This is a genomic window from Methylobacterium sp. UNCCL125, assembly GCF_900116795.1.
Taxonomy (GTDB): Bacteria; Pseudomonadota; Alphaproteobacteria; order Rhizobiales; family Beijerinckiaceae; genus Methylobacterium; species Methylobacterium fujisawaense.
Genome location: NZ_FPBW01000005.1, coordinates 101,568 through 125,689 on the forward strand (window position 1 = coordinate 101,568; position 24,122 = coordinate 125,689).

19 protein-coding genes are annotated in these 24,122 nt (G+C 69.8%); 11 read left to right on the forward strand and 8 right to left on the reverse strand.

Features of this window, described 5'->3' with window-relative positions:
* Positions 1–4: 4 nt before the first annotated feature.
* The 4 genes from rsmD to BM396_RS05865 form a co-directional block, all read right to left on the reverse strand.
* The gene (gene rsmD, locus BM396_RS05850; RefSeq protein WP_043348679.1) at positions 5–562 is read right to left on the reverse strand and encodes a 16S rRNA (guanine(966)-N(2))-methyltransferase RsmD; all 558 of its coding nucleotides are present in this window, start codon (positions 560–562) and stop codon (positions 5–7) included.
* On the reverse strand, positions 559–2,349 hold the full coding sequence (locus BM396_RS05855) for a pseudouridine synthase (protein WP_091994720.1): 1,791 nt from the start codon (positions 2,347–2,349) through the stop codon (positions 559–561). Before BM396_RS05855 ends, rsmD begins: the two co-directional genes overlap by 4 nt.
* A 119-nt stretch (positions 2,350–2,468) precedes the next feature.
* Positions 2,469–2,645: a DUF1328 domain-containing protein gene (locus BM396_RS05860; RefSeq protein ID WP_043348682.1), complete on the reverse strand. Its 177-nt coding sequence runs from the start codon at positions 2,643–2,645 to the stop codon at positions 2,469–2,471.
* A 77-nt stretch (positions 2,646–2,722) separates the two neighbouring features.
* Positions 2,723–2,914 (reverse strand): CsbD family protein, encoded by a 192-nt coding sequence (locus tag BM396_RS05865; protein WP_043348685.1) that lies wholly within the window; start codon positions 2,912–2,914, stop codon positions 2,723–2,725.
* A gap of 143 nt (positions 2,915–3,057) precedes the next feature.
* On the opposite strand from BM396_RS05865, the gene BM396_RS05870 reads away from it, so the two are divergent.
* Positions 3,058–3,549, forward strand: coding sequence for a nucleoside deaminase (locus BM396_RS05870; RefSeq protein ID WP_051975963.1), 492 nt, complete (start codon positions 3,058–3,060; stop codon positions 3,547–3,549).
* Between the two features lie 95 nt (positions 3,550–3,644).
* On the opposite strand, the gene BM396_RS05875 is transcribed toward BM396_RS05870, so the two are convergent.
* Positions 3,645–5,459 (reverse strand): outer membrane beta-barrel protein, encoded by a 1,815-nt coding sequence (locus BM396_RS05875; protein ID WP_051975968.1) that lies wholly within the window; start codon positions 5,457–5,459, stop codon positions 3,645–3,647.
* Positions 5,460–5,752: 293 nt separating this feature from the next.
* On the opposite strand from BM396_RS05875, the gene BM396_RS05880 reads away from it, so the two are divergent.
* Positions 5,753–6,271, forward strand: coding sequence for a Ros/MucR family transcriptional regulator (locus BM396_RS05880; RefSeq protein WP_043380378.1), 519 nt, complete (start codon positions 5,753–5,755; stop codon positions 6,269–6,271).
* A gap of 829 nt (positions 6,272–7,100) precedes the next feature.
* Complete coding sequence (locus BM396_RS05885) at positions 7,101–8,276, forward strand: MFS transporter (protein WP_043355005.1); 1,176 nt, start codon at positions 7,101–7,103, stop codon at positions 8,274–8,276.
* A gap of 4 nt (positions 8,277–8,280) precedes the next feature.
* On the opposite strand, the gene BM396_RS05890 is transcribed toward BM396_RS05885, so the two are convergent.
* Positions 8,281–13,125, reverse strand: coding sequence for an NAD-glutamate dehydrogenase (locus BM396_RS05890; RefSeq protein WP_043380376.1), 4,845 nt, complete (start codon positions 13,123–13,125; stop codon positions 8,281–8,283).
* A gap of 242 nt (positions 13,126–13,367) precedes the next feature.
* Here BM396_RS05890 and BM396_RS05895 point away from each other — a divergent pair, with 242 nt between their 5' ends.
* From BM396_RS05895 to BM396_RS05910, 4 genes are all read left to right on the forward strand, one after another.
* The gene (locus BM396_RS05895) at positions 13,368–13,724 is read left to right on the forward strand and encodes a MarR family winged helix-turn-helix transcriptional regulator (RefSeq protein ID WP_244538818.1); all 357 of its coding nucleotides are present in this window, start codon (positions 13,368–13,370) and stop codon (positions 13,722–13,724) included.
* 37 nt (positions 13,725–13,761) lie between these two features.
* Positions 13,762–15,048: an MFS transporter gene (locus BM396_RS05900; RefSeq protein ID WP_043380372.1), complete on the forward strand. Its 1,287-nt coding sequence runs from the start codon at positions 13,762–13,764 to the stop codon at positions 15,046–15,048.
* 87 nt (positions 15,049–15,135) lie between these two features.
* Positions 15,136–16,407, forward strand: coding sequence for a multidrug effflux MFS transporter (locus BM396_RS05905; protein ID WP_051975962.1), 1,272 nt, complete (start codon positions 15,136–15,138; stop codon positions 16,405–16,407).
* A 75-nt stretch (positions 16,408–16,482) separates the two neighbouring features.
* Positions 16,483–17,010 carry a DoxX family protein gene (locus tag BM396_RS05910; protein ID WP_043380369.1) on the forward strand — a complete coding sequence of 176 codons (528 nt, stop codon included), beginning with the start codon at positions 16,483–16,485 and terminating at the stop codon, positions 17,008–17,010.
* On the opposite strand, the gene BM396_RS05915 is transcribed toward BM396_RS05910, so the two are convergent.
* Positions 17,011–18,459, reverse strand: coding sequence for an MFS transporter (locus BM396_RS05915; RefSeq protein ID WP_043380525.1), 1,449 nt, complete (start codon positions 18,457–18,459; stop codon positions 17,011–17,013).
* A 207-nt stretch (positions 18,460–18,666) separates the two neighbouring features.
* On the opposite strand from BM396_RS05915, the gene BM396_RS05920 reads away from it, so the two are divergent.
* From BM396_RS05920 to panE, 3 genes are all read left to right on the forward strand, one after another.
* Positions 18,667–19,557 carry a DUF3313 domain-containing protein gene (locus BM396_RS05920; protein WP_043380367.1) on the forward strand — a complete coding sequence of 297 codons (891 nt, stop codon included), beginning with the start codon at positions 18,667–18,669 and terminating at the stop codon, positions 19,555–19,557.
* 311 nt (positions 19,558–19,868) lie between these two features.
* Positions 19,869–21,362 carry an IMP dehydrogenase gene (guaB, locus tag BM396_RS05925; protein ID WP_043351032.1) on the forward strand — a complete coding sequence of 498 codons (1,494 nt, stop codon included), beginning with the start codon at positions 19,869–19,871 and terminating at the stop codon, positions 21,360–21,362.
* Between the two features lie 7 nt (positions 21,363–21,369).
* Positions 21,370–22,314 (forward strand): 2-dehydropantoate 2-reductase, encoded by a 945-nt coding sequence (gene panE / locus BM396_RS05930; RefSeq protein WP_043380364.1) that lies wholly within the window; start codon positions 21,370–21,372, stop codon positions 22,312–22,314.
* 21 nt (positions 22,315–22,335) lie between these two features.
* Here the strand turns inward: panE and BM396_RS32670 are convergent, their stop codons facing one another.
* On the reverse strand, positions 22,336–22,509 hold the full coding sequence (locus BM396_RS32670; protein WP_164706329.1) for a hypothetical protein: 174 nt from the start codon (positions 22,507–22,509) through the stop codon (positions 22,336–22,338).
* Positions 22,510–22,721: 212 nt separating this feature from the next.
* Here BM396_RS32670 and BM396_RS05935 point away from each other — a divergent pair, with 212 nt between their 5' ends.
* Positions 22,722–24,023: an RsmB/NOP family class I SAM-dependent RNA methyltransferase gene (locus tag BM396_RS05935; RefSeq protein WP_043380521.1), complete on the forward strand. Its 1,302-nt coding sequence runs from the start codon at positions 22,722–22,724 to the stop codon at positions 24,021–24,023.
* Positions 24,024–24,122 lie beyond the last annotated feature (99 nt).

A 24,122-nucleotide genomic window follows, 5' to 3' on the forward strand; every position in this document is an offset into this window, starting at 1 on the left:
GGGCTCAGGCGTTAAATCGTGCGATCGCCACCGCCGTGTCGCCGTAGACGCGTCGTTCCACCGATTCGAAGCCCGCGGGCCAGACCAGTTGGACGGCTGCGGCCTCCTCGACCACGACAAGAGCCCCAGGGGCGAGCCATCCGCCCGCGGCAGCGCTCTCGAGGGCGCGCGGCGCCAGATCTTTGCCGTAGGGGGGATCGCAGAAGACGAGCGAGAAAGGGCCCGCCGAGGCGGCAGGCCCAAGCCGGGTCGCATCCCGACGGAACAGGCGCGTCACGCCTTCGGCCCCGAGCGCCTCGATATTGGTGCGGATCACCGCGCGGGCTTCGGCGCCCTCATCGACGAGCAACGCGTAGGCGGCACCCCGCGACAGGGCCTCGAATCCGAGAGCGCCCGTCCCGGCAAACAGGTCGAGAACCTGAGCACCCTCGACAGCCTGCTCGTAGGCATGGGTCAGCACGTTGAACAGCGATTCCCGGAGTCGATCCGAAGTCGGCCGGATCGCTTCGGTGCGCGGCGTGGCGAGCCTGCGGCCCCGCCAAGCGCCACCGACGATCCTCATCGCGTCCCGCGTGGCGGTCGGCCACCGCCGGGCTTGGCTCCGCCGCGCGGGGCACCGGGACGACCACCCGGTCGCCCGCCGCCCTTGCCGGGCGCGCCGCCAGAGAAGCCGCCCGGCTTGCCGCCGGGACGGGATCCACCGGGACGGGATCCACCGGGACGGGATCCACCGGGACGTGCGCCTCCCGGCTTCGGGCCTCCGAAGGCCGGCTTGCCGCCACCGGCGGCGGGTTTCCGGGGCGGGAACGAACCGGCCTTTCGGGCCGCTCCGTCGGCCGGCTTGGCGTCGAATGCGCGTTCGCGCCGATCGCCAGCCTTGCCGTCGCGGCGATCCTCGAAGCGCGTATCCCCGCGCGGCCGGTCGTCTCGCCCTGTCTCCCGGCGCTTCCACTCGCCGGTGCCGCGTTCGCCGCGTGGGCCGGCATTGCGCTCCGGCCGTTCCTGTCCGGCCTTGTCGGCAAAGCGGCGCCGCGGCTTCTCGACGGGCGCTGGCTCCGCAGGCGTCGCCGTCAGGCGCTCGACGACGACGCGGCGCTCGCCGGTGCGGATCGAGCCGACACGTTCGCGACCCCGTTCGGCCGCGGCGGCCTGCGCCGCACGAGGGTCCGCACCGCGGCGGGGGATGCGCGTCCCCCGCGGCTTCGTCGCGTCCTCGTCGCGCCACGCGGAGTTGCGGGGTCCGGGTCCGGTACCGCCTGTCGAGACCCGAGGCGTCGGTGCCGGACGCGCAGCATTGCGCCGGGATGGAGCTTGTTGTGCAGCCCGAGCTTCCCGGTCGGACGGTCGCGATTCGCCGAAGGGAGCGATCGGTTCCCGGACCGGGCTGTCGAAATCCACGCCCGCCTGTTCGGCGAGGCTCTTGCCGAGCTGGTCCTTCAGCACGCGCGTGCGCACCTCTTCCACCAGCCCGACCTCCAGATCGCCCAGCTGGAACGGGCCGAAGGACAGCCGGATCAGCCGGTTCACCGAGAGGCCGAGATGCTCAAGGATACGCTTGACCTCGCGGTTCTTGCCTTCGCGAAGGCCGAGCGTCAGCCAGACGTTGTCGCCCTGGACGCGGTCGAGGGTGGCCTCCACCGGGCCGTATTCCATGCCATCGATGGTCACGCCCTTGGCCAGCCTGTCGAGCTGCGCCTGATCGGTGTCGCCGTGCGCACGGACCCGGTACCGGCGCAGCCAGCCCGTGTCGGGATGCGCGATCACCTTGGCCAAGCCGCCGTCGTTGGTCAGGAGCAGGAGACCCTCGGTGTTGATGTCGAGGCGTCCCACCGCGACGACCCGCGGCAGTTCTTCGGGCAGCGCCTCGAAGACGGTCTGGCGACCCTCGGGATCGCGGGCCGTGGTCACCACCCCCCGAGGCTTGTGGAAGATCCACAGTCGGCTCCGCTCGCGCGACGGCATCGGTTCGCCGTCGATCAGGATGCGGTCGTTCTCGGTGACGTTGCGGGCGGGGGAGGTCAGCGTCTCGCCGTTGACGCTGACGCGACCGGCCAGAATCATCGCTTCAGCATCCCGCCGAGAGGCAATGCCGGCCCGTGCCATAGCCTTGGCGATACGCTCGCCGGGCGGCGTCTCGATAGCGCCCTCGTCCTCGGTCGGGGTTGCCGGCAGCGGCTGCGCAGTCTTGGCACCCGCCTTCGCCTTGGCTGTCGGCTTCCTCGGAGCGTCAGGGGCGTCCGCGGCACTGCCCGCATCGGTCGGCGGGGTCCAGCCCTGGCCCTGGTTTGACTCGGGGGCCGGGCGGGCAGCGCCCGCCTCGGGCTTATCGTCGTTCGGCAGATCGGTCATGCCTGCCGCTTATCAGAGCCACACTCTACAGGCGAGACGGCACGTGCGGTCGAGCCGAGGCTGAAACGACGAAGGCGGCCCATCGGGACCGCCTCGAAGATCGATGCGCGTGTGTGCCGTCAGATCCGGGGTGAGCGACCGCGCATCACGCCGAACACGGCGGAGATCAGGAACAGGGCGATCGCCACGAAGAAGACGATCTTGGCAGCTTCCATGGCCGTTCCGGCGATGCCGCCGAAGCCGAGGAGCGCCGCCACGAGAGCGACGACGAGAAATGTGACAGCCCAGCCGATCATGGCATCCTCGCTTAGTCCGGTTCAGTTCAAGACTGGAACCCGCGCGAGGCGGGTTCCGTTCCGGTTGTGCTTGACGTTCAGAGCTTGTCGGTGGCCGACTTCACCGCGCTCTTCGCGTCGCCGACCGTAGCCTGCGCCTTGCCCTTGAGTTCCTGAGCCGCGCCCTCAGCCTTGAGCTTGTCGTTGTTGGTCACATCGCCGATGCCCTGCTTGGCCTTCCCAAGAGCCTCGTTGGCGACGCCCTTGATCTTGTCGGTGGTGCTGCTCATGGCGTTGTCCTCTTGTTCGACCTGCGGCGATGCCGCACTGGTTCAAGAAACGGTCACGGTCGGTCGAATGTTCCAGCCCTTAACATTGACGAGGATCAGGCCGGGACGCCGCCGCGCCTCTGTGCAGGCACGGGCTTGAGGGCATGGTGGCTTCCGATCCGATCCACCGTCCGGACCGCCCATCGTCCGGAGCGCTGACCGCACTGGACCACGCTTTCGCAGCCGCCCGCGCCGCTGCCGTGGCCGGGGAAGTCCCCGTCGGCGCCGCGGTGGTCCGGGACGGGATCGTCCTCGCGGTCGCGCATAATCAACCGCGGCGGCTCAACGACCCGACCGCGCACGCGGAAATCCTGGCGATCCGGGCAGCCTGTGCGGTCCTCGGTGAGGAACGCCTCACCGGCTGCGATCTCTATGTCACGCTGGAACCGTGCCCGATGTGTGCGGGGGCCATATCCATCGCGCGGATACGGCGGCTCTATTACGGCGCGTCGGACCCGAAGGGCGGGGGGGTCGAGCACGGCCCGCGCGTCTTCGATCAGCCCACCTGCCATCACGTGCCGGAGGTCTATGGCGGCTTCCGCGAGCGTGAAGCCGCGGCCCTGCTCCGGGATTTTTTCGCCCAACGCCGCAGTTGAACGGCGGATCAGCGGCGCTGGTCGCGATGGCGTCGGACGGCGCGGCGAGACGAGACGATGACGCCGGCCCTAACGATCGCGATGCGAGCGGCGCCTCATGGGTTCACACGCAATCCGAGCAGGAACGTGTTCTCCCGAAAGCTCGATCCGGCGACGGTGCTGTCGAATTTCTGGTAGAGATAAGTGCCTCGCAGCGTCAGCCAGCGCGTGAAGTGGTAGTCGACGCGCGCGGTTGCCGAGAAGCCGTTCTCGCGGATGGTGCTGTTCTGATAATCGTTGCGGAGGTAGGATCCGCCCAGGACGATCGACAGGTTGCGCAGGAGATCGTGCTGCACTTCCAGTGTTGCGACCTCGGTCAGCACGCCGCTGGAGCCCGGGATCGTCGTCTCGGTGACGCCCGTCGCGGCGGTGAGCCGGACGGTGGTGAGCGGGCTTGCGGCCCAGACCAGGGCCGCGTTGAGCAACGGCGCATTGATGTCCCGGAGGGTCGGGTCGACGTAGGTCCGATGTTGAATGCCGGCCGAGATCTCACCCGTCACGGAGCGCGCGAGCCCGATGCTCGTGCCGAAGGCGAGCGCGATGCCGTCCGAGTCCCGGCGCGCACCCGTCAGGTCGAACCGCTGATCGTAGACGCGGGTGTCGCCGAGGAGGTCGATGAATGGGCTGAAATCGGGGTTGACCTCGTAGGCCGTGCGCAATTGGAGACTGTACTGATTCAAGTTCCGGTCGGACTGATTGATGGTCGTCCCATTGGCCAGGCGGGCATTGTCGAACTCCGACCGGTCGATCGACCCGCGCAGAGTCACCGACAGACGGTTGAATGTCTCCGTGGCGCCCAGCGACCCGCCGTAAACAGCCAGAAGCGGCCGGCTCGTCGCCGCGGGGGCCTGCAGGTTGGCGCTCGACGTGCGTTGCGTGTCGACCAGGAAGCGCCCCTCCGCGTCGATGCGCAGATCCCGGTTGGCGTCGATCCGCAGGCGCACGGTGCCGTCCGCTGCGGGGCGGCTCGCGGCCTCGTTCTGCGGCGTTTCGAGGTAAGAACCCCTGAGCGAACCCTGTAGGGAACTCGAGGACCAGTTGCTGCGGAAGTCGACCGTGGCGTCTGTGCGCAGGGCGACCGAGCCCTTTGCGATCTGCCGGCTGGTCTGGTCCGGATTCGAGTCGTAGCCGATGCTCTGTGCGAAGGTCGGGAGCACCGTGAAGGTGCCGACCTGATAGCCGATGGGCGCGAAGGCTGGATCGGTGGGGATCGCGCGCGCCAAGTCGGTGCCGAGGATGAAGCCCGGCGTCAGGAGGCCGAGTGTCGGTCCGATGGCCTGCAGAGGGAACAGGGGCCGGATCGGCGTCACCGTCGACGGATTCGGTACGCCGACCACCGGTTGCTGAACCACCGGCGACAACCGCAGCGCCGGGGGCGGAACCTGCGTCACGCTCTGGGTGACGCGCCGGGTCGCGGAACCGATCCGCCGGGGGGGAGCGGCTCGGGTGCGCAGGAGTGTCGAAGGGGCGAGGTTGGCCGGAGCCGTCGAGCTTCCGCCGGTCCGCCGGCCGCCCGTCGTGATCCGAGTGTCGAGCTGAGACTGGCCGGGCTGGCCCAGCGTCTGTCGCGGTATCGGAGGCGACAGCGGGGACCGAAGGCTGTCGCCTCCGGTTTGCTCGCCGCCCGTCGTGTCCCCGCCGAGCGAGCTGCGTCCTGAATCGCGGGTCAGGCCGTCAGGGATGCTCCGCTTGAGGGCTGGCAGGCCGTTCGGCGCCGCCTCCTGCCCGATGCCGGGATTGTCGGGCTGACCCGTGACGGGACTCGTCGCGTCGAAGCGTTGAGCCAGCGCCGGCGTCGCGAGCGTTAAGCTCAGCGCCGCGACGGCCAGCCGCGAGTTCTGCCGTTTCCGCCGGTCAGCCGCCGTCCGCACCTGATCCCGGTCTCCGCCCACATCTCCGGCACCGAAGTCCGAAGGTCATCGATCATGCCGCCCAGAAACGGGTCGCCGGCATGGTTAACGAACCCTAGCGACGGCATGGTTAATGCCCGGTCAACGACGGCATCGCCCTGACATCCCCTGGCATCCCCCTGGCATCGACGCCGCGCGGTTTCGATCTCTCCGCGCCTCCGCAATTATGATTGAGATTTTTTGTATACTCTGCTATCGTTATGATGAATTCGATCGCATCCGACCTGGATTGATCGACTTGGTGATTTGTACTCATGGAGTTTATCGTGAGTGACAGCGCAGCTAACGAGCACAGCCCGTCGGTCGATCTCACGGTAGATATCGTGGCGGCTTATGTGTCGAACAATTCCGTGCCGGCTTCGGAGCTTCCCGGGTTGATTGGCGGCATCCATGCGGCGTTGAGTGGTTTGACAACTCAAAGTCGTGCCGCGAATTCGCCCGTTGAAAAGATGAGCCCGTCCCAGATCCGCAAGTCGGTCACGGCGGATCATATCATCAGCTTCGAGGACGGGAAGCCGTACAAGACGCTTCGCCGTCACCTTACGTTGCGAGGTCTGACGCCCGAGGCCTACCGTGAGAAGTGGGGCTTGCCGCGGGACTATCCCATGACCGCTGCAAGCTACTCCGCCCAACGCTCCGAGCTGGCTCGGGCTCTGGGCCTCGGGCAGCAGCGCCGCAAGAACGTCGGGGCGCCAGCGCCGGCGCCGACACCGGAAGCCGTGGTCGCGCCTGCTTCCAAGCCGCGCGGGCGGAAAAAGGGCGTGGCGGAGTAGTCGGCCGAATCGACGGAAACGATCCATTGCGATCAATGTGTCGGGCGATGACTCAAGACTACTGAGCGGCTTGCCGCACAGATTACCTCGCTCGATTGGCTGGGTGGAGTCTTGCCTTCTGCGCTGGCGTGGCTCCGCTGGGCCGGCGACTTCGACTCTCGATGTCCGCCGGTGCCACTTAGGCTCAGGCACGATGGACCTCGTGGCCCGGATCGCTCAGTCACGTCGGACGCGTCCCGCAGCTCGGGCGGCCCCCGCGGCCACGACCCGTCTACCTACCTGACTTGCGATGCTGACGTCTGCGAAGACAGTGTTGTGATGACCTCGGCTCAACGAGGCGGTGTCGTTGCTTCGACACTGCCTCGGTTCAGGCCTACTTGGCCTCCATCGTCTTTAAGCCGATTCCACCAATCGATTGCAGCGGCCGCACTCGGGGGTGGTCGCCGGTCACGCCGCGACTTCTGGCCTCGCAAGACAGCCGCCGGGGCGCCGGACGAGGCGATCTCCACTTCACGTTCCGACGGATGCCTAGGCCAAGCGCGGCGTTGGGCTGGCGCTGTCTCGACCTGATCGAAGGCGGCTCCGCCCATCCGGAAGCCCGCGGCGGGGGTGAGCCGCAGGTGCGGCATCCCAGCCGCAGCGACCCGTGTTCGCGCGCCCCCGTCCACCGGGAACTCCCTGCTCCTCCGCTCCGGCCAGGCCGATCCGCACCGGCGGACACTCTGCGCGTCGCGCAAGTGTGCGCCGCGTCAACGGCGCTATCCAATCGCCGTCGCGCTGCGATGCTGCTCCGCACCATCGGATCCCGCCCGTGCCGAAGGACTTTGCCGTGCTGCCTCTGCCGATCCTCGCCCTTGCCGTCGCCTCGTTTGGGATCGGCACCACCGAGTTCGTCATCATGGGCCTGCTCCCGGAGGTGGCGCAGAGCTTCGGTGTCACCATCCCGCAGGCCGGCTATCTGGTGTCGGGCTATGCCATGGGCGTGGTCGTGGGGGCGCCGATCGTGGCGATCGCCACCGCGGGCCTGCCGCGCAAGACCGCGCTTCTCGCGCTGATGGCTGTGTTCCTGGCAGGAAATCTCGGCTGCGCGTTGGCACCGAGCTACGCCTTGCTGATGACGGCGCGCGTCCTGACCGCCTTCGCCCACGGCGCGTTCTTCGGAATCGGCGCGGTGGTGGCGCGGGACCTCGTGCCGCGAGAGAGGCGCACGCAGGCGGTCTCGCTAATGTTCGCCGGCCTGACGCTTGCCAACGTTCTGGGTGTGCCCCTGGGGACCGCCCTCGGCCAGGTCGCGGGATGGCGGTCGACCTTCTGGGCGGTGGTGGCGATCGGCCTCGCGGCGGGCCTCGCGATCCAGCTCTGTGTGCCCACCGGCCTTCCTGGAACGCGTGGCCGTCTCGCCAGCGAGTTCAGGGCGCTCGGCCGCTGGCCGGTCTTGCGGCCGATGCTGATCTCGACCCTGTCGTCGGTGAGCTTCTTCACCGTATTCACCTACATCACACCGTTCCTGACCGGGGTGTCCGGCTTCTCTCCGCGTGGCGTGACGGGTGTGCTGTTTTCGGCCGGACTGGGCCTGACCATCGGCAACCTCGCCGGCGGTCATCTTGCCGATCGGAGTCCGATGGCGACGATCATCGGCAGCTTCCTCGGCATCGTGGCCGCCTTGCTGGTCCTGGCGGCCGTCGCGCACGATCCCGTTCTGACCGTTCCCGTGATGGTCCTCTGGTCAGGACTCGTCTTCGCGCTGGTTTCGCCGCTGCAGATCTGGGTTGTCGAAGCCGCGACCGATGCGCCGAACCTCGCCTCCACGCTCAACCAGGGCGCATTCAACCTCGGCAATGCCGTCGGCGCCTGGATCGGTGGTACCGCTCTGACTCTCGGCGCGAGCTACCGCGAGCTTCCGTTGATCGCCGCGGCGATGTCCCTCGCCGGGCTCGGCCTGGTCCTCACCGCGGTCAGCCGCCGTCGCCACGAAGTTGCGTCGGCTTCCGTGCCCGGCGCCTGAACAATCAGTCGGCCCGAACGAGGTCGCCCAGCAGGCTGGCGGCCACGGTCGCCTTGGAGACGGTGAGGCCGGACGCACCGATCGCGTCCACCGCGTCGCGGATCCGGGCCAGCGGAGCGCCGCGTGCCTTCACCCAAGCCTCCACCGCGTCGGGGCCCGCGCCCAGATCCGCCACCACCTCGGCGGTGAGTTTGCGATGGGCGGCGGCGATGCCGGCGACCGCGCGCTCCAGCGCGACGCGGTCGAACGTGTCGGCCACCGGCACAGTCCGCGCCGCGGCCGCCAGATCGTCGAGCCGGAAGGCATGCTCCAGGGCGAAATGGGTCGCGGCCACCTCAGCGACCGGTCGGCCACTCGCCTCTGCGACGCGGACGACATCGGGTGCGGATCCGAGCGCGGTGAGCGAGGCCAGCCGCCGGGCCTGGGCCGGGGCCATGCCGTGCCCCGTCAGTTCCGCCTCGCGGGCGTCGATGGCTGCGCGGGCCTCATCCCCGAGCACCTCGGGCAGCGCCGCCTCGACGGCGGCAATGCCGTCCCGGTAGCGGGCGACCATGGGGGCGAGCCCTCCGCTCAGATCGAGGTTGCGGATGAACCAGACGATCCGGTTCAGCAGCAGATCCTGCACCTCCGCATAGAGATCGAGCTGCTCCCGCCCCGAAACGCGGCCCGCCAGACCGTCGATGGCAAGGTTCAGCTCCATCAGCCCGAAGGCGTCCCGGGTCATCGCGTAGGCCTTGGCGATGATCGCGGCGTCGGCGCCGGTGCCGTCCACGAGCCGTGTCACCAGCGAGGGCCCGCCGCGGTTGACGATGATGTTGGCGAGCGCCGTGGCGATGATCTCGCGGCGCAAGCGGTGTGCCTTCACGGCGTCCGGGAAGCGCTCGCGCAGGGCCTTCGGGAAGTAGCGCTGCAGCTCCCGGTCGAAATAGGGATCGTTCGGCACGGTGCTGTCGAGGATGGCGTCGTGCAGAGACAGCTTCGCGTAGGCGAGCAGCACCGCGTATTCCGGCCGGGTCAGGCCCTCGTTCCGGCGCATGCGTTCGGCGAGCGTCGCGTCGTCGGGAAGAAACTCCACCGTCCGGTCGAGGCGGCCTTCCGCCTCCAGCGCCTGCATGGTCCGCACGGCGAAGCCGGTCTCGCCGAGTCCGCCGCGCTGGGCGAGCGACAGGGCGAGCGTCTGCAACTCGTTGTTGCGGAGGACCAGACGTCCGACCTCGTCGGTCATGTCGGCGAGCAGGGCGTTGCGCGCCTCGTAGCTCAGCCGGCCGTCCCGCTCCGGCGTCATGAGGGCGATCTTGATGTTCACCTCGACATCCGAGGTGTTCACGCCGGCGGAGTTGTCGATGGCGTCGGTGTTCAGCCGGACGCCCGCGCGTGCCGCCTCGATTCGTCCGCGCTGCGTCAGGCCGAGATTGGCACCTTCGCCGACGACCTTCGCGCGCAGCTCCGCCCCGGTGATCCGGACGGCGTCGTTGGCGCGATCGCCGGCATCCTCGTCGGTCTCGGTGGTCGCGCGAACATAGGTTCCGATACCGCCGAACCACAGGAGGTCGGCCGGCGCCTTCAGGATCGCCTGCATCAGTTCGGTCGGCGTCGCCTCGGCGCGGTCGAAACCGAGGGCGGCCCGGACCGCCGCGGAGAGCGGGACCGTCTTCAGGCTGCGCGAGAACACGCCGCCTCCCTCCGAGATCAGGCTCTTGTCGTAATCCGCCCAGGAGGACCGCCCCAGATCGAACAGCCGCCGCCGCTCGACGAAGCTCGTGGCCGCATCCGGGTCCGGATCGAGAAAGATGTCGCGGTGGTCGAAGGCGGCGATGAGGCGGATGCTTTTCGAGAGCAGCATGCCGTTGCCGAACACGTCCCCCGACATGTCGCCGACGCCGACCGTGGCGATCGGATCGGTCTGCACGTCCACGTCGATCTCGCGGAAATGCCGGCGCACGGCCTCCCAGGCGCCGCGGGCGGTGATGCCCATGCCCTTGTGGTCGTAGCCCTGGCTGCCGCCGGACGCGAAGGCGTCACCCAGCCAGTGACCCTTCTCGAGGGAAAGCGCGTTGGCGATGTCCGAAAACGTGGCGGTGCCCTTGTCGGCGGCGACCACGAGATAGGCGTCATCGGGATCGTGCCGCACCGTGTCCGGCGGCGGCACGATGGCGTTGTCGACGATGTTGTCGGTGAGTTCCAGAAGGGTCCGGATGAAGATCCGGTAGCTCTCGGTGCCCTCCTGCATCCAGGCGGCCCGGTCTGACGCCGGGGGCAGACGCTTCGGGAAGAAGCCGCCCTTGGCGCCCACGGGCACGATCACGGCGTTCTTCACCTGCTGAGCCTTCACCAGCCCGAGGATTTCGGTGCGGAAATCCTCCGGCCGGTCGGACCAGCGCAGGCCGCCGCGGGCGACATAGCCGAAGCGCAGGTGCACGCCCTCGACGCGGGGCGCGTAGACGAAAATCTCGAAGAGGGGCCTCGGCAGCGGCATCGCCGTCACCCGGGCGCAGGCGAACTTGAAGCTGATCGTCTCGCGGGGATGGCCGTCGGCACCGCTCTGGAAGAAGTTGGTCCGTACCGCGGCCTCGACGAGGTTCACAAACCGGCGCAGGATCCGGTCGTCGTCGAGGCTGGTGACCTCGGCGAGCGCGGTCTCGATGCAGGCGCGTATCCCGGCCTCTCGGGCGGCCCTGTCTCCGACGAGTGCCGGATCGAACCGGGCGCGGAACAGGGCGACGATGTCCCGCGTGATCCCGGCATGCCGGCTCAGCGTACCGGCGAGATAGTCCTGTCCGTACCGGATGCGCAGCTGACGCAGGTAGCGACCGAGCGCCCGGAGGAGGGCGGCCTCCCGCCAGAGGAGGGCGGCTTCGAGGACGAGGCGGTTGTAGCCATCGGATTCCGCGGCTCCGTCGGCGATGGCGAGCATCGCAGCCTCGAGAGGCCGTTCCAGGGCGTCGAGATCGATCGCGACACCGGTGGCGCGCTCGATCAGCATGTCGTGCAGCCAGATTCGGGCGCCGTCTTCGACCCCTGTCGGCACGACCCGATAGGTGCGCTCGTTGATGACGCGGAAGCCGAGATTCTCCAGGCCGGGCACCCGGTCGGACAAGGCGATGGCGGCGCCCCGCGAGAAGACCTTCAGCCGGACCTGCGCGGCCGAGTCGCTCTGTCGGCGGCCGAGCTGCACGGCCCGCGGCTGGCTGTCGCCGAGGCGCTCGAGGATCGCCACGTCGGCGACTGCGACCTCCGGCTGGAAATTGTCCCGGTAGGCGGCCGAGAACGCGTTGCCGTAGCGGGCGGCCAGCATGCGCGCCTGGTCGCCGCCGTGAGCCTCCGCGAGCGCCTCGCGCAATGCGTCGCCCCAGGTCCGGACCAGGGCGGTGATGCCGGCTTCGAGGGCCGCTGGGTCCTGCTCCGGGCTGCCCGTGTCGGACAGGCCGATGATGTAGTGGATCCGGGCGAGGGAGCCCTCCGGATAGTCCGGGTGGGCGGCACTCAGCCGGCCGCCATAGGCCTCGGCGAGGTAGGTGCCGATCCGGCCTCGTACCGCAGAATCGTAGCGGTCCTTCGGAACGTAGACGAGGAGCGACACGAAGCGGCCGAACCGGTCCGGGCGCGAGAGCACGCGCACTCGCGGCCTGTCGGCCAGAGCTGCGATGGCCAGGGTGAACCGGTAGAGCCGCTCGATGTCGATCTGGAACAGATCGTCGCGCGGATAGCTCTCCAGTACCGCGAGGAGGCTTCGCCCAGCATGGCTCGTCGGGTCGAGACCGGCGCGCTGGACCACCGCCTCCACCTTCCGGCGCAGGACCGGAACCTCGCGGGCGGGGCTGGTATAGGCCGACGCTGTGAACAGGCCGACGATCCGCACCTCACCGGACAGCTTCCCGAGCCCGGAGAAGAGCTTGACGCCCACATAGTCCAGGAAGGCCGAGCGGTGGACGCGGGATTTCACACTCGCCTTCGTGATGATGAGGGGCTGCGGCTCCTCCAGGAAGGCGAGGATTTCGGGGGTGTAGTCCACGGGGATCCGGCCCCGGCGCAGGGGCGTGGCGCCGGGATCGCGCAGCACGCCGAGGCTCGACCCCTCGACCAGGGGATGCCCCTCACCGTCGATACCGTGCTGCTGCATGCCGAGGAGCAGGAACTGGCCCTCTGTCAGCCACTCCAGAAAAGCGCGTGCTTCCTCGGTCTCGCTTTCGGGCATCGGCGTCGGGGCGCGGCCGAGATCCGTCGCGAGTTCCGCAACGCGCGTCAGCATGGCGTCGTGATCGTCGGTCGCCAGAGCGACGTCCCGGTAGACCGCCGCGAGGGCGTCCAGCAGCCGCTCGCCGGCCTCGGCCGCCAGCCGGTCGAGGTGGATGTGGATGAAGCTCTCGCGCGCCAGGCTGCCCTGGGCATCGGCCGTCGTTTCGCCGACGACCCGTATCAGACCGCCGCCGCCATCCCGCTCGATGCCGAGAATCGGGTGCGCGACGAGGTGCGGGGACAGGCCCTGCTCGGTCAGTTCGGCGAGGGTCGAGTCGAGGAGGAAGGGCCGGTTGTCGTTGACGACTTCGAGGATCGTCATCTCGCGCGCCCGGCCACCGCGGACGAGGGCACCCTCGCTGAGGCGCAACCGTGCCGGTTCACCGGGCCGGCGCGGCTCAGCCAGGAAGGCACGGGCGCGCGCGGCGAGATCGGCGAGAGTCACCGCGTCGTAGGAGGCCAGATCCTCCGGTGTCACGCGGCCGAACAGGTCGCGCACGAAGCCGCCCGGTCCGCCCTGCTCGGTCACGATGTCGGCGGCCGCCTCGATCAATCCCGTCCGGGCCGTCTTCTGCTCTGAGGAAGACAAGGCCGTGGCGGTTTCGAGTGTCATCGCGCGTCTCCCGAACCGGGTCACTCATCCAATCGATAGCAGCGTCTTCCGCCGTGTCGATGACACCCCCGCCGGTTTGCCGGCCCGCCAGTGTCGATCGGCGCAAACCGTCAGGCTCACCGCAGATGCGCCTTGTCGCCGACGAGAAGGGTGTATATGCACATATTATGGCCGACATTCATTCCGGCGATGGTCCTCAAGAGCTCTGCACCTGCTCAGCCCTGCGGCGGGCGACACGGGCGGTGACCACGACCTACGACGCCGCGTTGCGGCCGGTGGGCTTGCGCGTGACGCAGTTCGCGATCCTGCGCCTGCTGCAGCGGCTCGGACCGACGCCGTTGACGCGACTTGCCGCGGAGGCGGCCCTGGAGCGGACCACGATGGGCCGCAACCTCGATCCGCTGGAGCGTCGCGGCCTCGTGCGAATCGCGCCTGGCGCGGCCGACGCCCGCGAGCGCGTGGTCGTGCTGACCGAGGCCGGCGGCGAGGCGATCGCGGCGGCGACGCCGTACTGGCGCGACGCCCAGGCGCGCATCAACGCCCGGGTCGAGCCAGCGGCCGTGGCCGCCCTCGCCGACGCCCTGACCTCCGTCTCCTGACCGATCCGCCGCAATCCGCCCTTTCCAGAGGCCGTTCATGTCCGTCATCGCCGACACGCACGCCAAGCCGCCGCTGCATTATGCCTGGATCATCGCCGCGGTGACCTTCCTGGTGCTGCTCGTCGGCGCCGGAGTCCGGGCCACCCCGAGCGTGTTGATCGTGCCGTGGGAGCGGGAATTCGGCTGGACCGCGGCGACGATCGGCGTCGGCATCGCGCTCAACATCTTCCTGTACGGGATGATCGGGCCCTTCGCGGTCGCCATCATCGAGCGGTTCGGGCTGCGGCGCTGCATCTGTGGCGCGCTCCTCATCCTGGCGCTCGGCACCGCCGCAACGAGCCTCATGACCGCGCCCTGGCAGATGGTGCTGCTGTGGGGCATCGTCGTCGGGTCGGGCTCCGGCATGGTCGCCAACGTCCTCGGCGCCACCGTGGCGGGACGCTGGTTCGCCAAGCGGCGCGGTCTCGTGCTCGGCATGCTGACGGCGAGCAGCGCCACCGGGCAGCTCGTCTTCCTGCCGATGCTCGCCTCCCTCGCGGTCGGCCAGGGCTGGCGCTCGGTCTCCCTGGTGGTCGCGGCCGCGACCCTGGCCCTGATCCCGCTGGTGGCCCTGCTGATGCGGGATCGCCCGGCCGATCTCGGCCTGCCCCGCTACGGCGAGACCGTGGTGACGCCGACGCCGGTCCTCACCGAGAATCCGGCCCTGCGGGCGCTGCGCGGCCTGCGGATCGGACTGCGCTCCCGGGATTTCTGGCTGCTCGCCGGCACGTTCTTCATCTGCGGCGCCTCTACCAACGGCCTGGTCGGCACGCATCTGATCCCGGCCTGTATCGATCACGGCATCGCCGAAGTGACGGCTGCCGGCCTGTTGGCCCTCATGGGGATCTGCGACCTGATCGGCACCACGGCTTCGGGCTGGCTCACCGACCGGTTCGACTCGCGCAAGCTGCTCGCGTGGTATTACGGCCTGCGCGGCCTCTCGCTGATCTTTCTGCCCTATTCCTTCGACTTCAGCTTCTACGGCCTGTCCCTCTTCGCGGTGTTCTACGGGCTCGACTGGATCGCCACCGTGCCACCCACCGTGCAGCTGGCCGGCAAGTCGTTCGGCGAAGATAACGCGGCCCTGATGTTCGGCTGGATCGCGGCAGCTCACCAGATCGGTGCGGCTTCCGCAGCCTGGCTCGGCGGGATGATCCGCACCGAGAGCGGCACCTATTTCGGCGCCTTCATCTCGGCCGGCCTGCTCTGCCTCGTCGCCGCTCTCATGGCGACCTTCGTGGGCCGCAAGCCGGCCGCGCCGGCCCTGCATCCGCTGCCGGCCTGAACTGCGCGGGGTGAGCGCGGTCGTCATAAGTGCGCCGCGAAGGAGGAGCCCTGATCGGCTCCTCCCAGCGCATCCCGAGAGCCCGTTTTGACAGTCGCGATCCGGCCCCTGCCGCCGGTCCAGGAGGTCCGGACCCCGCGTCCCTGGTCCGGACCGGGATTTGCCGAGTTCGTCGCCATCATCGCGCTGATGATGGCGGTGACGGCCATCTCGATCGACAATCTGTTGCCGGCCTTCCCGGCCATCGAGGCGCGGTTCGGAGTGCCGGATCCGAACCGGCTGCAACTCCTCGTCTACGTCTACATGATCGGCTTCGGCTTCGCGCAGATCGTCTACGGACCGGTCTCCGATGCCCTCGGCCGGCGCCCGGTGCTGCTCGCGAGCCTCGCCGTCTACGTGGTCGGCTGCGGGCTCGCGATGATGGCGCCGAGCTTCGGCTGGCTGCTGGCCGCGCGGATCATCCAGGGCATCGGTGCAGCCGGCGGGCGCGTTCTCTCGGTGGCGATCGTGCGCGACCGCTTCGCCGGCCGGGAGATGGCGAGCGTGATGTCGTTCACCATGATGGTGTTCCTGATCGTCCCGATGATCGCGCCGGCGATCGGCGGCACGATGCTGGCGCTGGGCTCCTGGGTCTATGTCTTCGTCTCGATGCTGGTCCTGGCCTTCTGGCTGACCGTCTGGTTCTCCCTGCGCATGCCCGAGACGCTGCACCCGGAATACCGCCGGCCGCTCTCGCCCGCCGCCACCTGGGAGGCGATCCGCCTGACCCTGAAGACCCGCGTCGCCGTCGGTTATGCCACCGCGCTCGGCCTGATGACCGGGTGCATCATGGGCTACGTCGGCTCGGCCCAGCAGCTTTTCGACACCGGCCTGTATCACCTCGGCCCGCTTTTTCCCCTGGCCTTCGGGCTCGTGGCCGGCGCCATGGGCGTCGCGACGCTGATCAACGCCCGCGTCGTCCGGCGGCTCGGGATGCGGGCGATGTCGCACAGTGGCGTCATCGCCTTCACGTTGGTGGGGCTCGTGCAGATCGCCGCCGGGCTCGCCTATCATGGGCATCCGCCGCTCGCGCTGTTCCTGTCGATCCTGGCGGTCAACCAGTTCCTGATCAGCTTCGCGATGCCGAACTTCAACGCGCTCGCGCTCGAGCCGCTCGGGGCCATCGCCGGCACGGCCTCGTCGTTCCTCGGCTTCTACACGACGATCCTGGGCGCCTTCTGCGGCTTCCTGATCGGACAGGCCTTCGACGGCAGCGTCATGCCGGTGGCTGTCGGCTATGCGAGCCTCGGTGCATTGTCGTTGCTCGTGGTGGCCTGGACGGAGCGCGGCCGGCTGTTCCGCGGCGGCGTCGGCGGCTGATCCGGACGCCTTAACGCGGTCTTCAGCGGGAAGGCGTCAAGCTCCACGCCTGATCCCAGCCGACCGGACCCGCCCATGCTTGCCCGCGCCCAGGACGGAACCCTCCTCGCTGCGCGTCTGCTGCTCGCCGCCGCGCTCCTGCCGACCGGCATCGCGCGGGCGCTCAACGTCTCGGGCTTCGCGCTGACGCTTGCCGGCGCCGGCATGCCCTTCCCGAACGGTGTCGCCACGGCCGCCGTCGTGGTGCAGGTCTTCGGCCCGCTGGCGCTCATCCTCGGCGTGCTGCCGCGGCTGACCGGTCTGGCGCTCGCCGTCTTCGCCGCCGTGACGGCCTTCGTGCTCCATCCGTTCTGGCACTACGTCGGACCCGCCGCGATCGCCGAGCGCACGCTGATGCTCGCCGATCTCGGTCTCGCGGGCGGATTCCTCATGTACGCCCTGAGCGGCCCGGGCGCCCTGAGCTGGCAGGGCTGGCGTGCCGGAAACCGCGCCCCGGCGCCGAGCCCGAAGCCCGCATCCGCGAAGGCGTCCGGCAAGGCCGCCGCGTCGCGGGGCGGAGGCAAGCGGGCGGCCGGGCGCCCGCCCGCCCGGGCTGCCGCCTGATCAGCCGTGGCGGGGCCTCATCTCGGCGGTCGCGGACGGCGGCGCTGCGACCCTCTTGCGCCCGGAGATCTCCGCGCCGGCATCGTGCGACAGATTGCGGAACGCCAGAACGGAGGCTGCCGAGATCACCGCCACGGCGAAGAAGGCCGGCCCGAAATCGGCGGCCGCGATCTGCGTTCGGCCATGCCAATGGGCCGTTCCTTCCAGGGCCAGCGCGCCGAGCGTTACGCCGAGACTCAGCGACAATTGCTGGCAGACGCTGGCGAAGCTCGTGGCCGCGCTCATCTCGCGCGATTCGAGGTCGGCATACGCGATGGCGTTGATGCAGGTGAACTGGATCGAGCGCGCGCAGCCGCCGATGAACAGCAGGCCCACCATGATCCAGTGCGGCGTCTGCGCCGTGTAGAACCCGTTCACCGCCAGAAAGGCCGACGCCAGCACGGCGTTCCAGACCATCAGCGCGCGGAATCCGGTGCGGCGCAGGATCCGCGGACCCAGGGTCTTCACGAACATCGCGCCGGCTGCCGCCGCGAAGGTGATCAGGCCGGACTGCAGGGCATCGAGGCCGAAGCCGACCTGCAGCATCAGCGGCAGCAGGAACGGGATCGCGCCGGTGCCGATCCGGAACAGGCTGCCGCCGAGCACGGCGACGCGGAAGGTCGGCCGCTGCATCAGGTCGAGGCGCACGATCGGGTGGGCGATCCGCCTGGCATGCGCCCAGTAGAGCGGCAGCAGGATCGCGCCCGCTGCGAGGCAGCCCCAGGAGATCGTGGCCGGCAGCAGATGTCGGCCCAGCGAGGCCAGCCCGAGCATCAGCGCCGCCAGCCCGGTGCCGAGCAGGGCGAAGCCGAGCAGGTCGAGGGGCGGCCGTTCCGCCTCGCGGATGTCCTCGAAGTACAGGCTCGCCAGCACGATCCCGGCACAGCCGATCGGCAGGTTGATGAAGAAGATCCACCGCCAGTCGAACCATGTCGTGATCAGGCCGCCGACCGGCGGCCCCAGTACCGGGCCGACGAGAGCCGGAAAGGTGAGATAGGCGAGGGCGGTGACGAGCTGCGATTTCGGCACGCTGCGCAGGACCACGAGCCGCCCGACCGGCACCATCATGGCGCCGCCCATCCCCTGGAGGAACCGCGCGGCGACGAACCACGCGAGCCCGTTCGCGGCCGCACAGGCCAGCGAGCCCGCCATGAACACCACGAGGGCCGCGCGGAACACGGTCCGCGACCCGTAGCGGTCGGCCATCCAGCCGCTCACCGGGATGAAGATCGCGAGGCTGACCAGATAGGAGGTCAGCGCGAGCTTGAGGGCGATCGGGTCCTCATGGAGACTCGCCGCGATGCTCGGGAGCGCCGTGGCGATCACCGTGGAATCGGTGTTCTCCATGAACAGGGCGGTGGCGACCGTCAGCGGGACGATCCAGAGCGGTCTTTGAGCGGTCGCAGGCATCACACAGCAGACGCGTGTCGCGCCGCCGCGGTTGCACGGCAGCGCGGCCACCTCGCACCCTCGTGTTTCGCGAATGTATCCATCGTGCAACAGAGGTTGAGCCGCGGCGCGGAGCCACCTTTTTTGCGGGTGCGCCAATGGCTAAGTTTCCATCACGCGTCCGTGAGGCCGCTCCAGCCGGCCCGGGGCCGGCGCGCGAGGATTTCGATGCAGCCCAGCCCCAGCAAGGTCCGCTCCGTGGCGCGGATCGCCGCCGGCGTCGCCCTTCTCTCGATGGTCGCCGCCTGCGGCACCGTCCTGCTCAACGATCGCGGCTCGCTGACGCGCTACGACCGGCTGAAGTCCAGCGATCAGGTCGCCTCGGCCTCGCGGATCTACGTCGACCGGCCCGCGCTGGCGAAGGCGCGCACGGTCCGCATCATCCCGACGGTGTTTCACGCTGACGTCTCCGGTGCAGCGCCCCTGACCGCGGCCGAGCGCCGGCTCATCGCGAACGCCGCCGACCGGGCGCTCTGCTATGACCTGTCGCTGAAGTACGACATCGTCACCAGCCGCGACGCGGATCTGACCGTGCGCGCGCAGGTCACCCGCGTGGATCCGACGGATCTCCTCGGCGCCGGCGCGACCATCGCGGGCTCGGCGGGCGTGACCGTGGCCTCGCAGCTGGGTCTCAGCTTCGCGGAGGGGGTCGGGCGCGTGCCGATCCCGCGGGTGCCGATCGGGCTCGGGAGCCTGACCGTCGAGGCCGAGGCTCTGGACCGGCGTCGCGAGCAGCGGGCCGCCATAGTCTGGGGCGGAGCGGCGAACTCCTTCACCAGCCAGCCGCGCTTCTCCCGCGCCAGCGACGCCTACGACCTCGCCGGCGAGTTCGGCCAGGATTTCGGCTACATGCTGGCGACCGGCGAGGACCCGTTCACGGCCCCCAACACGCTGCCGACCTGGGACCGGATCCGCGTCACGACGCTCGGTGAGGCGCCGCTGGACCCCGATTGCGAGGCCTTCGGCCGCGCGCCCGGCATCGACGGCATGCTCGGCGACTATATCGGCCTGCCGCCCGAATATACCGACAAGGGGCCGGCCACGCCGGCCATGCGCTAGGGCGCACGCCGCCAACCCGGTCTTCGCGGGCGAAGCAATCCACGACGGCGCTACACGCGAAGGCGCCGCCCTGGGTCGCTTGGCTTCATCCGAGACGAAGGGCGGCTAACGGTTGCGATCAACCGTCGCGGGGACTGCGCGCACCGCCCCGCGACCCGACCGGGCGTGGATAAGCCGCGAGCCCTGCGTGTTTTCGGGTTGCGACGCGTCGCGCGCGCATTGGCGCCGTCGCGGAGCCCGTGATACTGGCACTTGCCAACCCGATCCCGCAGCGCGATCCCTGCGCGCCCCCGTCCGAGGAAAGTTGGCACATGGCCCGAGTAGAAACCGCATCGATCATCGAGGGCCTCACCTTCGACGATGTGCTCCTGCGGCCCGCCGCCTCCTCGGTGATGCCCACCGAAGTGAACGTGGCCTCCCGGCTCACCCGCACGATCCCCCTGAACCTGCCGATCCTGGCCTCGGCCATGGACACGGTGACGGAAGCCCCGATGGCCATCGCCATGGCGGCCAATGGCGGCATGGGCGTCATCCACCGCAACCTGGAGCCGCCGGAGCAGGCCGAGCAGGTCCGCCTCGTCAAGAAGTACGAGTCCGGCATGGTGATGAATCCCATCACCATCCATCCCGACGAGACGCTGGCCGACGCCTTCGAGGTGATGAAGCTCAACCGGATCTCCGGCATTCCGGTGGTCGAGCGCGGCCCGAACGGCTCGCGGGGCAAGCTCGTCGGCATCCTCACCAATCGCGACGTCCGCTTCGCGACGAATTCGGCCCAGCCGGTTGCCGAGCTCATGACCCGCGACCGCCTGATCACGGTCCGCGAGGGCGTGACCCAGGACGAGGCCAAGCGCCTGCTCCACCAGTTCCGGATCGAGAAGCTGCTGGTCGTAGACGACCATTACCGGTGCATCGGCCTGATCACCGTCAAGGATATCGAGAAGCGGGTCGCCTACCCGCACGCCGTCAAGGACGAGCAGGGCCGCCTGCGGGTCGCCGCCGCCACGACGACCGGTGACAGCGGCTTCGAGCGGGCCGAGCGCCTGATCGACGCCGGCTGCGACGTCATCGTGGTCGACACCGCCCACGGCCACTCGATCAAGGTGCTCGACGCCGTCGCCCGGGTGAAGCAGCTCTCGAACGCCGTGCAGGTCATCGCCGGCAACGTGGCGACGCGGGACGGCGCCAAGGCGTTGATCGATGCCGGCGCGGACGCCATCAAGGTCGGCATCGGGCCGGGCTCGATCTGCACCACCCGCATCGTCGCGGGCGTTGGCGTGCCGCAGCTCACCGCCCTGATGGAGGCCGTCGAGGCCGCCAGCGAGGCCGGCATTCCGGTTATCGCCGACGGCGGCATCAAGTACTCGGGCGACCTCGCCAAGGCGATCGCTGCCGGCGCCTCCGTGGCGATGCTCGGCTCGCTGCTCGCCGGCACCGATGAGGCGCCGGGCGAGGTGTTCCTCTACCAGGGCCGCTCGTACAAGTCGTACCGGGGCATGGGCTCGGTGGGCGCCATGGCCCGCGGCTCGGCCGATCGCTACTTCCAGGCCGAGGTGAACGACACCCACAAGCTCGTGCCGGAGGGCATCGAGGGGCAGGTCCCCTACAAGGGCCCCGTGGGCAACGTCCTGCACCAGCTCGCCGGCGGCCTGCGCGCCGCCATGGGCTATGTCGGCGGCGCCACGATCCCCGAGTTCCAGGAGCGGGCGCAGTTCATCCGCATCACCAATGCCGGCCTGCGCGAGAGCCACGTCCACGACGTGACGATCACCCGCGAGAGCCCGAACTACCCGTCGCGGACCTGAGGGACCGATGCGCACGCTGATCGTCGGGGCCGGCGCGACCGGCGGCTATTACGGAGCGCGCCTCGCCGAGGCGGGGGCCGACGTGACCTTCCTGGTCCGGCCGGCCCGGGCGGCGAAGCTCGCCGCGGACGGCCTGAACGTCCGCTCCCCGCTCGGCGATCTGCACCTGCCCGATCCGCCCACCGTGACGGCCGACCATCTGGGCGAGGCCGGGCGGTTCGACCTGATCCTGTTGTCCTGCAAGGCCTACGACCTCGACAGCGCCATCTCGGATCTGGCGCCGGCGGTGGGTGCGGACACGGCGATCCTGCCCGTGCTGAACGGCATGTCGCATCTCGACGCGCTCGACGCCCGGTTCGGCGCCGAGCGCGTGCTTGGCGGCTCCTGCGCCATCGCGGCGACGGTCGCGCCGGACGGTGCGATCCGCCACATGAGCGAATTGTGCAGCATCACCTACGGTGAGCGGGACGGGTCGCGCTCGGCGCGGATCGAGGCTGTCGACGCCATGATGCGCGGCCTGAAGTTCCAGCCGCGCCTGAGCGACGTGATCCTGCAGGAGATGTGGGAGAAATGGGTGTTCCTGGCGACGCTCGCCGGAGCGACCACGCTGATGCGCGCCGCGGTCGGCGACATCGTGGCGGCGCCCGAGGGGACCGCCCTGATCGAAGCGCTCCATGCCGAATGCACGATCGTGGCCGCATCGAGCGGCTTCGAGCCGCGCGCCATCGTGGCCGAGCGGGCGCGGGCGCAGCTGACGGCGGCCGGATCCACCTTCACGGCCTCGATGCTGCGCGACATCGAGAGCAAGGGTCGGATCGAGGCGGATCACGTGATCGGCGATCTGATCGCCCGCGGCCAGCGGCTTGCGCCGGAGGTTTCGTTCCAGGTCCTGACCGCGGTCTATACCGGCCTCAAGGCTTACGAGGCTCGGCGGGCGCGGGAAACGGCCTGAGCCGCGCCCCGCGCTGACGTCTCAGTAGCGGCCGGGGGGCGGCGCGGGCGGCGTGCCGTATTCCAGCTGCGTCTTGGCATCGACCCGCGGACGCGGCGGCGGCGTCAGGTCCGGCTGTGCGGCGGGGGCGCTCGCGCAGGCGGCGAGGGAGGCGGTCACCAGGGCCGCGAGGGCGACGCGTACAATGGACGTCATGGGCTGAGGTACTCCCGGTATGCGCCCGGCGGCGGACCACACTGGTCCGGGACGGGCGGATGCCATACGACACGTGGCGGCCCGCACGGCGGCCCAACCGCGGCACGATCTGCGCCCTGAAGGTGCAGGAAGCTCGGCCGTATCGTGGCGGCATCGTGGGCCAAGCGTGGCCGTTTCGCGTCGTCGCCGACCCATTCCGGAGGATCCGACCCCTGACTCCCGCCGCTCGCTGCTCCGCCGCCATCGAAGTCCTGACCGATATCGCCGAGCGTCGCCGGCCGGCCGCCGACGCCCTCAAGGACTGGGGCCTCGCCCATCGTTTCGCCGGCTCGGGTGACCGTGCGGGCATCGCCAGCCTCGTCTACGATGCTCTGCGGCGCCGGGCTTCGGCGGCCTGGATCATGGGCGCGGAGACGCCGCGCGCCATCCTGATCGGCACGCTGCGACTCCAGCAGGGCCTCGCCGCCGCTTCGGTGGCGGCGTTGTTCACGGGGGAGCGCTTCGCGCCCGCACCCCTGAGCGACGACGAGCGCGCCCGCCTCGACGGTGGGACGCTGAACGACGCTCCTCCCGAAGTCGCGGGCGACGCCCCGGCCTTCGTGCTTCCCGATCTTGCGGCCACGCTCGGCGACGAGCTCGTCCCGGAGCTGAAGGCACTGGCGCGGCGGGCCCCCCTCGATATCCGGGTGAACGCCCTGCGCGGCGACCGCGACGCGGTGTTGCCGGCGCTGGCGGCCTTCGATGCCGCGCCGACACCCCACGCGCCGGCGGGTCTGCGCATTCCGATCGGTGCCGATGGGCGCGGTCCGGCGCTGCACGTGGAGGCGGAGTTCCTGGACGGCTGGTACGAGATCCAGGACGAAGGATCGCAGCTCGCCGCACTCCTGGCCGCCCCCCGGGCCGGCGAGATCATCGTCGACCTATGCGCCGGCGGTGGCGGCAAGACCCTGGCCCTGGCCGCCGAGACCCGGAACGAGGCCCGACTGATCGCCACCGATGGCGATCCGCGCCGGCTCGCGCCGATTCACGAACGCCTGCGCCGGTCCGGCGCGGTGGCCGAGGTGCGGACCCCGCGGAGCGGCAAGGCACGGGTCGACGTGCTGGAGGATCTCGACGGTAAAGTCGATCGGGTCGTGGTCGATGCGCCCTGCACCGGATCCGGGACGTGGCGCCGGAATCCGGACGCCAAATGGCGTCTGCGGCCGGGAAGCCTCGCGCTGCGCACCGCCGAACAGGCGCAGGTCCTGGACCGGGCGGCGCGGCTCGTCAGGCCCGGCGGCCGGATCGTCTACATCACCTGCTCGCTGCTGTCGGCGGAGAACGACGCAGCCGTGTCCGGTCTGCTGTCGCGCTGGCGCGGTCGCTTCGATGTCGTCCCGGCGGAGGAGGTGCTGGCCGCAGGACCGGATTCGCTCCGGGCGGCGGTGCGGAGGACCGCCCACGGGATCCAGATGAGCCCGCTTCGGACCGGGACCGACGGTTTCTATGTCGCGATCATCGCGCGCAAGGCCTGACGCGCGCGGACACGACGGAACCGACGGCGGTTGCCGGGGCGTTTGACCCGCTCATCTTAGGGAGTCGGGACCGCCGACGAGCGGCCCCGTGCGCGGCTT